Genomic DNA, 12,580 nt, shown 5'->3' on the forward strand with positions numbered 1-12,580 from the left:
CTTTCACGCCGACAAAGGCGGCGCGATTTGATCCTGCCAGGCATACAAGGCCGGACGAGAGGCGTCTTGAACCGGATTGACCATGACAAGGACAAACCAAGCGGCAGAGACCGGGAAATATTGGCGGCATCCGTGCTTCCCCGACCTTGGCCTGTTCGAGGCGCGCTTCACCCAGCACCGCTACGAACTGCACACGCACCCGACCTATGTGATCGCCCTGATCACCTTCGGCTGCGAGCGGATTCGCATCGGCCGTCAAAGCGTTCTTGCTCCGGCAGGCGCCATTGCCGTCGTTAATCCAGAGGAGTGGCATGACGGCGAACGCGGCGCGGACGAAGGCTGGGCCTACCGGACGTTTTATCCTTCGGTGCCGCTGATGACCGCGCTTGCCCGCGAACTCGGCCGCGATGGCGCTCCGGTCTTTTCGCGCGCGACTATCCAAGACAGTGGTCTTGCTGCAGCGTTGGCGGCAGCACACCAGGGCTCGACGTTGCCGGACACACTGACGGCCGAGTCGTCCCTGCTCGTGGCGCTGAGACGGCTGATCGTTCGGCATGGCGACTCGAGCGGACAGGCCGAAGAGATCGAAAGCTCCGGATCGCAGCGGAGGTTTTCGCTCTACCGCGATCTTGTCGAAAGCGAACTTGGCTCGCAGCTCGACCTCAAGCGGTTTGCAGGCGCGGCTGGCGTGACCCGGTTCCAGGTGATCCGCGATTTCAACAAGGCGATCGGGCTGACGCCGGCGGCCTATATCCGCGACCGGAGATTGCGTCGGGCGAGCGCGTTGATCGAACAGGGATTTGGCCTCGCCGACGCCGCCATCGCGGCAGGTTTCGCCGACCAGAGCCATCTTTCCCGTACGTTCCGGGCCATGCATGGCATGACGCCGGGCATGTTCAGAAGAGCGGGATAAGGCGCTCCTCAACAGACAAGCTTGCGCGTCAAAGCTTGCTGCGCAATGCTGACGCAGCTCGGGGGGAATCATGCGAAAAATCTTGGCACCGACGCTGCTGCTCGCGGCTGCACTGTTTGCAAACAACGCCCAGGCGCTGGATGCCAGCGGGACGCCGGTTGTCGTGACCCCGCTTGCCTCTCGCACCGAGACCGCGTCTGGCCAGCCGATCACGCTGCCGCAGAAGAACGTGCAGGTCCTGGTCTCGGCCTATCAGATCGCGCCGGGCGCGACCTTGCCAGTCCACAAGCATCCGTTTGCGCGCTACGCCTATGTCGAGGCCGGCACGCTTCAGGTCACCAATGTCGAGACCGGCAAGAGCAACACCTATCAAACAGGTGATTTCATCATCGAAATGATCGGGCAATGGCATCAAGCGACCAATGTCGGCGCCGATCCCGTCAAACTGCTGGTCATCGATCAGGTTGAAGAAGGCACCAAGAACACGGTATTGCGCCAGTAGCTGCGGTCGTCGGGCACTGCAGCAAGCAACGTCCGAATTCACTCCGCCGCTTTCGCCCGGTCGGCAGCGGCGGCCAGAACGGCGCGATCCCCCTCCTCGTACAACCGATGGATGGCAATGGCGTTGACGCGCCAGCCTTCCGGCGTCCGCACCAGCCGGTGGAGATAGCTGCCGCCGACCGTCCAGAACCGGCCGCCGATCCAGTGAGTTGCGCGGACATGGCTGCGTGCAACCGCGTCATTGCCCGCGCCTTCAACGGTGATGTTGGTGATGAGGTGCTGGGTGGCGTCGAAGCCCGGCAGCAGCCCTTGCCACAGGGCGATCAGCGCGTCGCGGTCGCTGGTTGTCGCCTCGCCGCCGAAAAGGCTGGTATAGTCGGTCGTGACGCGGGCCGCGAGATAGGATCTGACCCGGTTCCATTCACGCAGATCGGCATAGAGGCCGATCCCGGCAACTGCCTCGGCGATTGCGATCCTGTCTTCGACCGTCAGCGCATCTCCCGATGCGCTCGAGGCGGGCGCCGAGACGGCGGAAATCATCGCAGCGGAAACCGCCGAGATCAGGACATGCCGGCGGGTGACGAAGCTCATTGTCCCGCCTCCCCCGCACTGCCCAGCGTCGCGCGGAAGTGCGCGGCGACGGCATCGCTCGCCGCCTTCACCGGCGCGGCACGATCGTAGAAATCGAATTGGGTGACGTTGTCGAGCCACAGCTCCTGCCTGGAGCTGGTCAGCCGCGCGTAAAACTTGTGCGCACCCTGCGGAATGGCTGCCGCCTCGCTATGCACCATCAGAAAGGGCTGCTGCAGGCGCGGGGCAGCCTGGATGGCGTCGAACCTCAGCCAGCCGCGCCAGAAGGCCGGATCGGCCTCGTTGCGCCAGGCCGGGATCATGCCGCGATCGGGCTCGGTGTAATAGGGCATCTTGAACATGATCGCGCGCTCGTCGGTCGGGCTCGCGGCCGGCAGGAACGCCTGTCTGCCGGTGCGGCGATACGCGGCCTCGGCCGCATCGCTCGTGGCTTCAAGCCTGGCGACGCCGTGCCTGCCGCCATAGGTCTGTTCCACCACTTCGGCATCCTGCAACCAGGGCGCAACGAGGGCGACCGACTTAATCGCGGCGTTTTCGGCCGCAGCGGTGACCATATAGCCGGAGCTGGCGCAAATGCCGAGCCCGCCGATGCGGTCCTGATCGGCTTCGGGCCGGCTCGCGAGATAGGCGACCGCCGCTTCGATGTCGGCGATCTTGGCGTTGGGGTCTTCGTACTGGCGGCGTATGCCACCGCTTTCGCCCCAGCCGCGGAAATCGAACGTCAAGGCGACGAAGCCGCGGTCGGCCATCTCGCGCGCGTAGCGGGCCGGCATTTGCTCCTTTACCGTCATCCAGGCGCCGGTGACGACCAGCGCGGGCCGAGGTTTCGCCGCGTCCAAATCCTCCGGCAGATAGAGCTCGCCGATGATCTGCTCACCGTTCGAGGCGAAAGCGACGCGCTCGATGCGCGGTGCGGCGAAGGCATTGGAGGCGGCGAGCGCCACGGCGGTTGCTGCAGCAAGTGTCAGGATTTTAAGCATCGCAAGTCTCCTTTGGCTTGGAGTGAGAAGCGCGGCGCGTTGCGAGAAAGACCGCCGTCTCAGCGCTCGCCAGCCAGTCGGCCGGGCAATGGCGTCAGCGGGTAATGAGCCCAGTAGAAGGCGTCCGACTGATACATGTCGGTCAAAAAATTCTGTGCCTCGGCGATCTTGCCGTCCTTGATGCGGAACATCAGCGCGTAGAGCTGGTCGATCTCGGGACCTGAGCCGACATTCGACCAGCCGCGATGGACATCGACGACGAGGTCGCCTTGCGCCTGGAAGAAGATCGGCTCGGCCTTGAATTTGCCGTCGGCCAGGCCGCGGAAAAAGGCGACCACCTCGTCCGGCCCGCGCTTGTCGCCGGCGAGCGGATGATGGCCGGGAATGCGCCACACGATGTCGGCCGCGAGGAAGGACCGAACAGCCTCGGGATTGCCGGTCGCGTAAGCTGCGTAATAGTCCTTGATGAGCTGGATATTGCGGTCCTCCAGTGGCCCGCCGTTCGCCGGGGCGGCAGACACCGCCAGAACAGCGCCGGCGGAGAGTAAAGCGAGCCTGGTCATCGGTCCTATCTCCTTGCTCCGTTCGAGCCCTCGCAATAGCGAGATCCGTTCGTGACCCCAATATGACGCCTTTTGTTCGCCGGAAAAACCAGTAGAGTTCGACAGGGCTATTTGGAAAAACCTTACAATGCGCCTCGACCAATTCAGCGGTATCGTCGCCTTCGTAAAAGTTGCGGAGGCCAGGAGCTTCACCCGCGCCGCAGCCGAGCTCGGCGTCGCTCCGGCCTCGTTGAGCGAGGCGGTCAAGGGGCTCGAGGAGCGCCTGGGGGTGCGGCTGCTCAACCGCACGACCCGCAGCGTTGGCTTGACCGAAACCGGTGCCCAATACCTCGATCATGTGCGCCCGGCAGCCGAAGATATCCGGGCGGCTGGTGCGGCACTGCGCGAGGCCCGCGACCGTCCCGCCGGCACGCTGCGCCTCAGCCTGCCCTGGATCGCCGCCCCGCTGCTGATCGAACCACTGATGCGGCCGTTCATGGATGCTTATCCCGAAGTGCGGCTTAGTTTGATCTTCGACGACAGCTTCGTCGACATCGCCGCCGAGGGCTTCGACGCCGGCCTGCGCATCGGCGAGCTTCTCGAGAAAGATATGATCGGCGCGCGCCTGGGCGGGCCCCTGCAGATGGTCGTGGTAGGCAGCCCCGACTATCTGGCGCGCAACGGCACGCCGAAGCGGCCGGCCGACCTCGCCGCCCATCGCTGCATCGCATTCGCCCTCACCCGTACCCGCGCGATTTCGCCCTGGGAGTTCATCGTGGAGGGACGCGAAGTCGCATTCACGCCGGACGCATGTCTGGTCGCGAACACGCTTCCGCTGTGCATTACCGCCGCCGCGCAAGGGCTTGGCCTCGCCTTCGCGGTCGAGGGCCTCGCCGCGCCGCTTCTTGCCTCAGGCGCGCTGGTCAAGGTGCTGGAGCCTTTCTGTCCCGCTTACGAGCCGCTCCACCTCTATTATCCCAGCCGCCGCCTGGTACCGCCGAAGCTGCGGGCCTTCATCGACTTCGTGCGCGCGAATTCTCACAAGCTGCGGATCTGATGTGGCTTTGCGGGAACCCGGCCCCGTTCAGCCCCAGGCGCCGACCATCTGCCTGGTAGTTGCGTTGAGACGGTTGAACGCATTGATCAGGGCAATCTGGACGACCAGGGCGGCAAGCGCCTTTTCGTCGTAGTGCCGGGCTGCCTCGTCCCAGACCGCGTCCGGCACCGGATCCGGCCGGTCGGCCAACCGGGTTGCCGCCTCGGTCAGCGCCAGCGCGGCGCGCTCGGCGTCGGTGAAATAAGGTGTCTCCCGCCAGGCGGACACGGTGAAGACGCGCTCGTCCTTTTCGCCGGCCTTCTTCAATTCGCGCGCATGCATGTCGACGCAGAGGCTGCATCCGTTGATCTGGCTGGCGCGCAAATGGACGAGCTTGCGCGTCACATAGGACAGGTCAGCCGTTTCCGTCGACCTGTTCAGCGCCAGCAGCGCCTGCAGGGCGCCGGGAATGAGCATCACCGGGTTTTTCAATCGTGCTTGCACAGTGGTCTCCTTCGGGCGTGTTTTCTCAAGCCCGGACGACGAACATCCGGGGTCTCGATATTTCTTGGTTCTGTCAGTTCGCCGGCCGCCGCGTTGCGGCAAGGCGAGCGCCGGGATCTTCAGCTTTGCGAGGCAGTCACCCGCTCAAGCCGCTCGAGAATGCGCGGCCAACCGCTTCCCATGCCGATGTAGCCGCGCTCGTCCTCGGACCGGAACCCGGAATGCTCCATGCGCACCCGCGTCGCAGTACCTTCGGGCGTCAACGACCATGTCACCACGGTCTTCAGACCGCTGTCGGATTCGGTGCCGTCGCCCCAGCTGTAGGCGAGCAGGCGTGGCGGCTCGATCTTCAGCACCTCGCAGTTCGTCACGCCGGACCAGCCAGGCACCGGCGTCGCGCGAAAGGTAAAGCGATGGCCTTGCTCAGGCGCAAAGTCGTTCTCCATCAGCCATTCGGCAACCAGATGCGGCACGGTCAGTGCGCGCCATATCTTTTCAGCCGCATGCGGGATCAGACGCTCGACGACAATGGATTTGGTTTCGATTTTGGTTGCTTCAGTCATGACTTCGGACCCGTTGTTTGCGGTTTGGCTGGGCTATTCAACAACGCGCTCTCCATGAGAACCAATAACCCATCAGCTATGAGTTACGTATAACGCTTAAGTTATGAATGTGTCAAGCGGCGGAATGGCAGGCGCGCCCGCAAGCACATTGAGCCAACACTTCCGGCTTTCATCGCACCAGACCCGATGCTACCGCTGGCCAGCTGAAATCATCGACGGATCGCCCATGATCGAGACCGAACGCCCTCGCCTGCCGCTGATCGAGATCTGCGTCGAAGGCATAGACGGCCTGCTGGCCGCGCAAGCCGCAGGCGCCGACCGTGTCGAGCTTTGTGCCAGCCTGATCGAGGGCGGCATCACGCCGAGCTTCGGCACGGTGCGCACAGCGCTCGAGCTGGCGACGATCCCGTTCCACGTCATCGTGCGGCCGCGCGGCGGCGATTTTCTCTATAGCGAAGCCGAATATCGTTCGATGCTCGCCGATGTCCGCGCGCTTGCCGAGCTCGGCGTCGCCGGTGTCGTTATCGGCTGCCTCGCGGCCGACGGCACGATAGATGAGCAGCGCATGAGCGAACTGGTGAAGGCGGCGGGGGACTTGAACGTCACCTGCCACCGCGCCTTCGACATGACCCGCGACCCGACAGAGGCACTGGAGGCGCTGATCCGCTGCAAGGTCGGCCGCGTGCTGACCAGCGGCCAGCGGGACACGGCGCTCGAGGGCGCTGACCTGCTCGCCGATCTTGTCAGGCAGGCCGGCGACCGCATCATCATCCTCGGCTGCGGCGGGCTTGATCCCGAGAACATCGGCAAGGTGCGGAGGAAAACCGGGTTGAGCGAAATGCACTTCGCCGCGCTCAAGGACGTGCCGAGCGCCATGCGTTACCGCAATCCGAAAGTCGGCATGGGCGGCACCGACCTCGACCGCGAATACCGCAACACCGTGACCGACGAGGCGATGGTGGCGGCGACCATCGCCGCTGCCCGGACATGATCCTGGAAGATCGAACAAAAACATGATCGAAATGCGTTTGCCGATCGAACGGGTTTCGCCGCAGGATGAGCCCGCCATCCTCGCGCTCAACAACGAGCATGCTGCCGAATTGTCATGGCTCGAACCCGAGCGCCTCTCCTTCCTGCTCGGCGAAGCGTTTTACGCGCGCCGCATCGGTGCGCTCGAAGCCTTCATCATGACGTTCCATCAGGACGCCAGCTACGACAGCCCCAACTTCCTGTGGTTTCGCCAGCGCTATCCGCGGTTCGTCTATGTCGATCGCGTCGTTGTCGCCGCCGCAGCGCGCGGCCGCGGCCATGCCCGCCGGCTGTATGAGGATCTGTTCGAGCAGGCGTCACGCGCCGGCCAGGCGATCGTCACCTGCGAAGTCAATGCCGAGCCGCCCAATCCGGCTTCGGACGCTTTCCATGCCGCACTCGGCTTTGTGGAAGTGGGTGACGCGGTAATCCACGGCGGCAAGAAGGCGGTACGGTATTATGCAAGGCGGATTGCCGGCTGAACGGCGGGCGCCGTTCGCCCTACCAATTGCGGTTCAGCCAGGAGCGGGCCGGCTTTTCGACGATGTAGTAGCTGCACAGCGCGCAAGCGAACACCGCCGCCAGCATCAGCCACGGCGAACTGCCTTTTATGTCGACGAATTGATACAAGGGCTGCTGCCAAAGATAGAGCGAATACGACCACAGCCCCAGCATCGTCATCGGCAGGGAGGATAGAAGCCCGGTCAGGTGCCGGCTGCTGAAGTCGAGCGAGTTGACGGCGAGCGCCAACAGCGGCACCGCGACCAGATAGTGGATCGGGGTTGGCACGGCAGCCATGAAAAGCAGCACAGCTATGACTGAGGTCGCCAGGGCGACATGCGGACCCTTGAGCAGCGCCGGCAGCCTGTCGTCGGCCTTGAGCAGGCATATCACCGCCGACAGCAGGATCGAGGCGATGTGCACGTCGGTGCGCCAATAGGAGCCCTCGTAGCCTATTCCGAGCGCCCAGTATGAGATGGCGCCGTTTGCCATGGCCAGCACCGACAATGCGCCGAGCAGCACGATGACCCGGGACCGCCCCGAGACGACGACGCTGATCAGCGCCAGGATGATATAGGCGTGCTCTTCGACGCAGAGCGACCAGATATGGTCGAGCGCGCCGGCGCGGGTGACGAGAATTCCGGCATAGTTGTAGGTGAATGTCAGCGCCGTCAGCGCCGCCTTCCACTTGAAGGCGATGAACGTGCCGGACAAGGCAACCATCGCGGCAACGACAAAAATCAGCAGTGCCGGGTAGATGCGGGAGAACCGGCGCTTGAAGAATTTTTTCAGCGGATAGTGTTCGACGAACAGTATCTCGGCCATCAGCCGGCCGCTGAGCACGAAGAAGAATTCGACGCCCAGGACGCCGAGATTGATGCCGGGAACGGGGAAGAAATGGCCGATCAGCACCAGCGCGATCGACAGGCCGCGCCAGCCGTCGAGATAGGCAAGCCTGGTTCTTGCCGAGCTGTCGGCGACAGGCCTGGACACTACAAGACGCGTCGCGGAGATGTCCGTCATGCCGGTCCCTTCTGCGACAGGCGGGCTGGAGGCCGCATTCTCAGCCATATTGCAGTGCACTAAAACTTTGTGCAAGTGCGAGATAACGACACGCCCGAAGTACGGGACGCACAAAAAAGGGGCCATCAAGGCCCTTCCCAAAACCGACGGTCTGCAGTCTCAGGCGTTGGCGGCAGCCGCCGCCATCGCGGTGCGATGTCGCCTTCCGTCTGTGAGCGGCCGCGCGGACGCCGTCAAACGGCAGAAACTTCAAATCCATCATGTTGGCTCATTGCCAAAGCGCCGCTTCAAGACAACAATGACCTCGACGCCGGCGCGCCAGACGCGCACAAAAAAGCGTCGGAGGAAATGGAGGAGGAAGCCGCTGGCCAAGTCACGGACGCGCTATGCATGCGGCCTTTCGGTGCTCACCACCGACGAATCTGACGGGGATGCGTTCGCCCGGGCGGTGGCAGCGGAAGCAGTGGCCATCGACGCCGGGTTTGCCCTCCTGTTTTTCTCGCAGCGTCTCATAGAGGCCGTCGCCCTGTCGGAAGCGCTGAAGACCCACGCGCCGGCGCTCCACTATGCCGGCTGCTCGACGGCCGGTGAGATAACGCCCAAAGGGCTGGAGGAAGGCCAGATCCTGGCTATGCTGTTTCCCTCCGCATCGTTTTCGGCAGCCAGCACCATGGTCGAAAATCTGTCCTCATCGGGCATGGACGGGATTACCGGCGAAGTCGAGGCGCTGAGACGTTCGTTACGCGAGCGCCTCGGGCACGAGCGAGCCGACACCACTTTCGCGCTCTGCTTGATCGACGGGCTGTCCTATGCCGAAGAAGCGGTGACCTCCGCCATCCATTGGGGGCTCGACGATATTCCACTGATCGGCGGGTCGGCTGGCGATGATTTGAAATTCGAGACAACGCGGCTGATCTCGAACGGCAAAGTGACCTCCGACAGCGCCATCATCGTGCTGATCACCACGGAAATTCCTTTCCACGTGTTCAAGACCGACAATTTCGTTCCCACCGACGAGAAGCTGGTGGTGACGGCATCCGATCCCGACCACCGCATCGTGCGCGAATTCAACGCCACCAATGCCGCCGAGGAATATGCCGCCTCGGTCGGCGTCGTCGCGCAGATGCTGACGCCACTGAGTTTTGCCTCGCACCCGGTGGTGGTGAAAGTGGGCGGCGAATTTTACTGCCGTTCAATCCAGAAGATGCACGCGGACGGCTCGCTGTCGTTCTTCTGCGCCATCGACGATGGTGTCGTGCTTGCCGTCGCCCAGCCCAAGGACATGGTCGAGGCGACCCGCGCCGCGCTCAGCGACGTCAGCCAAAGGCTTGGCGGCATCGACCTGATCCTCGGTTTCGACTGCGTGCTGCGCCGGCTCGACGCGCGCAACCGCCAAGTCTATCGCGAGATTTCGGAACTCTACAAGGTCAACAACGTCCTCGGCTTCGGCACCTATGGCGAACAGTACCGTTCGATGCATCTGAACCAGACCTTTACCGGCATCGCCTTCGGTGAACGCAACGCGGCCGAAGCGGCGGAGTAGGAAATCCGGGATGCCGCTCAGGAACATCGACGACCTGGAAAGGCTGAAGAAGATCAACGCCGCGCTGATCAGCCGCGTCGAGCGTTCCATGGACCAGCAAGGCAATGCCTTTTCGCTGTTCCAGACCGCCATTTCGCTCGAGAGCCGGGTGCGCAGCCGCACCGAAGAGCTGCATTCGACCTTGCGCCGGCTGGAGCAGTCGAACATCGACTTGAACGCGGCCAAGGAAAACGCCGAGCTGGCGAACCTGTCCAAGACCAGGTTCCTGGCGGCCGCCAGCCACGACGTGCTGCAGCCGCTGAACGCCGCGCATCTGTCGGTCTCGGCGCTTGCCGAAGTACAGACCAGCGAGGAAGGCAGAAACCTGGTCCGCCAGGTCGAGCGATCGCTGGAGACGATGGAGGACCTGCTCCGCACCTTGCTCGACATTTCCAAGCTCGATGCCGGCGTCGTGCAGCCCGACGTCACCGATGTCAGCCTAGAGACGCTGTTTTCGTCTCTGCGCTCGGATTTTCAGCCGGTTGCGGAGATGAAGGGGCTGACGCTGAAGTTCCGGCCGGTCAATGCGCTCGTACGTTCGGACCGAACCTTACTGCGCCGCATCCTGCAGAACATCCTGTCCAATGCACTGCGCTATACCCGCTCGGGCGGCGTGTTGGTCGGCACCAGGCATCGCGGCGACACGATCCGCATTGACGTCGCCGATACCGGCTGCGGCATCCCCGACGACCAGCGCGAGGCGGTGTTCGAGGAATTCCATCGCGGCGCGATCCCGACGGATGCCGGGCTTGCCGCCGGCGGGCTGGGGTTGGGGCTGGCCATCGTGCGCCGCATCGCCGCGGCACTCGGCCATCCTGTCACGTTTTCGTCGAAGGTCGGACATGGCACGATTTTCCATATCGACGTTCCGGTCGGGATCGGCGACACAGCCGATCCAATCGCCAGCACTGCCGACATGGAGCGGCCGCGCGGCTACGGCCTGTTCGGCACAAAGGTGCTGCTGGTCGAGAACGACATCGACGTGCTGCAGGCGATGACCTCCCTGCTCGAGCGCTGGCAATGCCTGGTGCGCCCCGCCACCTCGACCGGTGACGCGCTCGACATGCTTGGCGATACCGACTGGTTGCCAGATATTGTCATAGCCGACCAGCATCTCGACGGCGGCGACCTCGGCACCACGACTATCGCCGAGGTCCGCGATTATCTCGGTCGCGCCGTGCCGGCGCTGATCGTCACCGCCGACGGTTCGGAGACCGTTGCCAAAGTCGCCCGCGCCGCCGGCATCGAGCTGATGCGCAAGCCGCTGAAGCCGGCGCAATTGCGCGCGCTGCTGGCGCATTTGCTGGCTTGAACTGGTCGTATCTTCCCAGCACACGGGTCACCGTATTCCAGCCATTACTTGTGCCTAGGCAGTAATTCATATGAAGCAGATTCACTTCTTCGCGCTAAAGGACGATCTTCTTCCCGTCTTGGAGGCAGTAGAACGTGAAATTTCGATAAAATACATCCTCATGGGTCATCTTCCCGAGATGGAATTCGGCTCTTTTAGCAATAGAATGCAAATTCCAGCTCTTGGGCAATCAACCACTGAATCGGCTTCTAGCGGTCGATCATTTCTTGTCACTGGCCACGCTGTGCCCATTGAGGTGAGGCCGATAAAAACACCTTCCGGCATCCGGTATTCGCTAGATCAGCTTGGCAATCCGGACACAGTAACTTTTTCCCCTGGTGGGCGATGGACTGAAGATGTTGTGATAAATGGCCGCGTGGCAACGGTCTCCGACACGCCGCTCGCTCAGGAACTAATGAAGACTTTTAATAGAGCATTCAAAAAGCAATTTAGTAAAATTAAAGCATTCTACGTAGGACCGCAGGCCGCCATTTTACTAGACGCGGGAAAGCGGCTAACTGCTGCAGAGCAATCGCCGCGTGAATTTGATCTGACTAGAGAGGCGCGGGTTGCGTAGCTGGTGTCGGGAACGTGAGAGCCGTGGCTAGTCCGATTGCGGTGACACGAGTGCGGTCGACTACGGTGACGGTGCGCTTTTTAGCGAGCCCTCTCAAAACCCCGCATGGTCCCGAAACAGCTCGGCATTGTCGAGCTTCGAGACCTCGATCACCGCCTGGGTGCGGCTGTAGACGTTGAGCTTGCGCAAGATTTCGGAGACATGCGCCTTGACGGTGGTCTCGCCGACCTGCAGCTCATAGGCGATCTGCTTGTTGAGCAGGCCCTGGCGCAGCATCTGCAGCACTTTGAGCTGCTGCGGCGTCAGCGTGGCCAGGCGCTGCACCATCTCGGCGCGGTCGGTGCTGTTGGCGTCGGGCGGCCGGCCCTCATAGCTCCCAGGAACATAGATCGCGCCTTCCATCACCGAGCGGATGGCCGCCGCAAGATCGCTCTTGCGCGCCGATTTCGGGATGAAGCCTGCCGCACCATAGGACAGCGCCTCGGAAATGATCTTCGGTTCCTCATAGCCCGAGACGATGACCACCGGCAGGCGCGGATAACGCGTCCTGAGCTGCAGCAGCCCGTCAAACCCATGCACGTCGGGCATACTGAGATCGAGCAGCGCCAGGTCGAACGGCTTGGCATCCGCCAGAAATTCCAGCGCCTCGGCAATTGAGCGCGCTTCCACCGTGTCGACCTCCGGATAGGCCATCTGCACGGCGCTGTGCAGCGCCTCGCGAAACAGCGGATGGTCGTCAATGATCAGGAACCTGGCGCGATCGGTCATCAGCTTCATTTCGGTTTGGTCTGGCCTAGAATAGGCCCGCAACCATAGCCAGCTTATTGGCAAATAGTACATTGCCATCCTGGCTTGCTAAAGCAGAATGTGCCCATGATTTCCGCGGC

15 protein-coding genes are annotated in these 12,580 nt (G+C 62.8%); 8 read left to right on the top strand and 7 right to left on the bottom strand.

Annotation, left to right across the window (positions count from 1 at the left end; genetic code table 11):
• The first annotated feature begins 82 nt into the window (after positions 1-82).
• Both NKI95_RS28785 and NKI95_RS28790 read left to right on the top strand, forming a co-directional pair.
• Positions 83-913: an AraC family transcriptional regulator gene (locus NKI95_RS28785; RefSeq protein WP_352721029.1), complete on the top strand. Its 831-nt coding sequence runs from the start codon at positions 83-85 to the stop codon at positions 911-913.
• A gap of 70 nt (positions 914-983) precedes the next feature.
• Positions 984-1,415, top strand: a complete 432-nt coding sequence (locus NKI95_RS28790) for a cupin domain-containing protein (RefSeq protein WP_352721031.1) — start codon at positions 984-986, stop codon at positions 1,413-1,415.
• Positions 1,416-1,453: 38 nt separating this feature from the next.
• Here NKI95_RS28790 and NKI95_RS28795 read toward each other — a convergent pair whose 3' ends face one another.
• From NKI95_RS28795 to NKI95_RS28805, 3 genes are read right to left on the bottom strand one after another with little or no spacing between them, the layout of a single operon-like run.
• The gene (locus tag NKI95_RS28795) at positions 1,454-2,005 is read right to left on the bottom strand and encodes a nuclear transport factor 2 family protein (protein ID WP_352721033.1); all 552 of its coding nucleotides are present in this window, start codon (positions 2,003-2,005) and stop codon (positions 1,454-1,456) included.
• Positions 2,002-2,985: an alpha/beta hydrolase gene (locus NKI95_RS28800; protein ID WP_352721034.1), complete on the bottom strand. Its 984-nt coding sequence runs from the start codon at positions 2,983-2,985 to the stop codon at positions 2,002-2,004. The genes NKI95_RS28795 and NKI95_RS28800 overlap by 4 nt, the downstream gene beginning before the upstream one ends.
• Before the next feature lie 59 nt (positions 2,986-3,044).
• Entirely contained in the window at positions 3,045-3,548 is a 504-nt protein-coding gene (locus NKI95_RS28805) for a nuclear transport factor 2 family protein (protein WP_352721036.1), read from the bottom strand.
• Between the two features lie 127 nt (positions 3,549-3,675).
• Here NKI95_RS28805 and NKI95_RS28810 point away from each other — a divergent pair, with 127 nt between their 5' ends.
• Positions 3,676-4,584, top strand: coding sequence for a LysR family transcriptional regulator (locus NKI95_RS28810; protein WP_352721037.1), 909 nt, complete (start codon positions 3,676-3,678; stop codon positions 4,582-4,584).
• Between the two features lie 27 nt (positions 4,585-4,611).
• On the opposite strand, the gene NKI95_RS28815 is transcribed toward NKI95_RS28810, so the two are convergent.
• Together NKI95_RS28815 and NKI95_RS28820 are read right to left on the bottom strand one after the other, a co-directional pair.
• On the bottom strand, positions 4,612-5,067 hold the full coding sequence (locus tag NKI95_RS28815; protein WP_352721039.1) for a carboxymuconolactone decarboxylase family protein: 456 nt from the start codon (positions 5,065-5,067) through the stop codon (positions 4,612-4,614).
• A 119-nt stretch (positions 5,068-5,186) separates the two neighbouring features.
• On the bottom strand, positions 5,187-5,630 hold the full coding sequence (locus tag NKI95_RS28820) for an SRPBCC family protein (RefSeq protein ID WP_352721040.1): 444 nt from the start codon (positions 5,628-5,630) through the stop codon (positions 5,187-5,189).
• A gap of 226 nt (positions 5,631-5,856) precedes the next feature.
• Between NKI95_RS28820 and NKI95_RS28825 the strand changes: the two genes are divergently transcribed.
• Positions 5,857-6,621: a copper homeostasis protein CutC gene (locus NKI95_RS28825; protein WP_352721041.1), complete on the top strand. Its 765-nt coding sequence runs from the start codon at positions 5,857-5,859 to the stop codon at positions 6,619-6,621.
• Between the two features lie 31 nt (positions 6,622-6,652).
• Entirely contained in the window at positions 6,653-7,141 is a 489-nt protein-coding gene (locus NKI95_RS28830; protein ID WP_352721089.1) for a GNAT family N-acetyltransferase, read from the top strand.
• A 19-nt stretch (positions 7,142-7,160) separates the two neighbouring features.
• On the opposite strand, the gene NKI95_RS28835 is transcribed toward NKI95_RS28830, so the two are convergent.
• Complete coding sequence (locus NKI95_RS28835; RefSeq protein ID WP_352721043.1) at positions 7,161-8,183, bottom strand: acyltransferase family protein; 1,023 nt, start codon at positions 8,181-8,183, stop codon at positions 7,161-7,163.
• 403 nt (positions 8,184-8,586) lie between these two features.
• On the opposite strand from NKI95_RS28835, the gene NKI95_RS28840 reads away from it, so the two are divergent.
• The 3 genes from NKI95_RS28840 to NKI95_RS28850 all read left to right on the top strand — a co-directional run bounded on the left by NKI95_RS28840 (position 8,587) and on the right by NKI95_RS28850 (position 11,693).
• Complete coding sequence (locus NKI95_RS28840) at positions 8,587-9,726, top strand: FIST N-terminal domain-containing protein (RefSeq protein ID WP_352721045.1); 1,140 nt, start codon at positions 8,587-8,589, stop codon at positions 9,724-9,726.
• A 10-nt stretch (positions 9,727-9,736) separates the two neighbouring features.
• Positions 9,737-11,077, top strand: a complete 1,341-nt coding sequence (locus NKI95_RS28845; protein ID WP_352721047.1) for an ATP-binding response regulator — start codon at positions 9,737-9,739, stop codon at positions 11,075-11,077.
• A 70-nt stretch (positions 11,078-11,147) separates the two neighbouring features.
• The gene (locus NKI95_RS28850; protein WP_352721049.1) at positions 11,148-11,693 is read left to right on the top strand and encodes a hypothetical protein; all 546 of its coding nucleotides are present in this window, start codon (positions 11,148-11,150) and stop codon (positions 11,691-11,693) included.
• A gap of 93 nt (positions 11,694-11,786) precedes the next feature.
• Here the strand turns inward: NKI95_RS28850 and NKI95_RS28855 are convergent, their stop codons facing one another.
• On the bottom strand, positions 11,787-12,470 hold the full coding sequence (locus tag NKI95_RS28855) for a response regulator (protein ID WP_352721050.1): 684 nt from the start codon (positions 12,468-12,470) through the stop codon (positions 11,787-11,789).
• Positions 12,471-12,580: the final 110 nt, after the last annotated feature.

The organism is Mesorhizobium sp. M0306, assembly GCF_040321655.1.
Classification (GTDB): Bacteria; Pseudomonadota; Alphaproteobacteria; order Rhizobiales; family Rhizobiaceae; genus Mesorhizobium.

Coding starts and splice junctions, on each gene's coding strand:
- NKI95_RS28785 (WP_352721029.1), top strand. CDS start 83: ATGACAAGGACAAACCAAGCGGCAGAGACCGGGAAATATTGGCGGCAT.
- NKI95_RS28820 (WP_352721040.1), bottom strand. CDS start 5,630: ATGACTGAAGCAACCAAAATCGAAACCAAATCCATTGTCGTCGAGCGT.
- NKI95_RS28855 (WP_352721050.1), bottom strand. CDS start 12,470: ATGAAGCTGATGACCGATCGCGCCAGGTTCCTGATCATTGACGACCAT.
- NKI95_RS28825 (WP_352721041.1), top strand. CDS start 5,857: ATGATCGAGACCGAACGCCCTCGCCTGCCGCTGATCGAGATCTGCGTC.
- NKI95_RS28795 (WP_352721033.1), bottom strand. CDS start 2,005: ATGAGCTTCGTCACCCGCCGGCATGTCCTGATCTCGGCGGTTTCCGCT.
- NKI95_RS28810 (WP_352721037.1), top strand. CDS start 3,676: ATGCGCCTCGACCAATTCAGCGGTATCGTCGCCTTCGTAAAAGTTGCG.
- NKI95_RS28800 (WP_352721034.1), bottom strand. CDS start 2,985: ATGCTTAAAATCCTGACACTTGCTGCAGCAACCGCCGTGGCGCTCGCC.
- NKI95_RS28790 (WP_352721031.1), top strand. CDS start 984: ATGCGAAAAATCTTGGCACCGACGCTGCTGCTCGCGGCTGCACTGTTT.
- NKI95_RS28845 (WP_352721047.1), top strand. CDS start 9,737: ATGCCGCTCAGGAACATCGACGACCTGGAAAGGCTGAAGAAGATCAAC.
- NKI95_RS28830 (WP_352721089.1), top strand. CDS start 6,653: ATGCGTTTGCCGATCGAACGGGTTTCGCCGCAGGATGAGCCCGCCATC.
- NKI95_RS28850 (WP_352721049.1), top strand. CDS start 11,148: ATGAAGCAGATTCACTTCTTCGCGCTAAAGGACGATCTTCTTCCCGTC.
- NKI95_RS28805 (WP_352721036.1), bottom strand. CDS start 3,548: ATGACCAGGCTCGCTTTACTCTCCGCCGGCGCTGTTCTGGCGGTGTCT.
- NKI95_RS28835 (WP_352721043.1), bottom strand. CDS start 8,183: ATGACGGACATCTCCGCGACGCGTCTTGTAGTGTCCAGGCCTGTCGCC.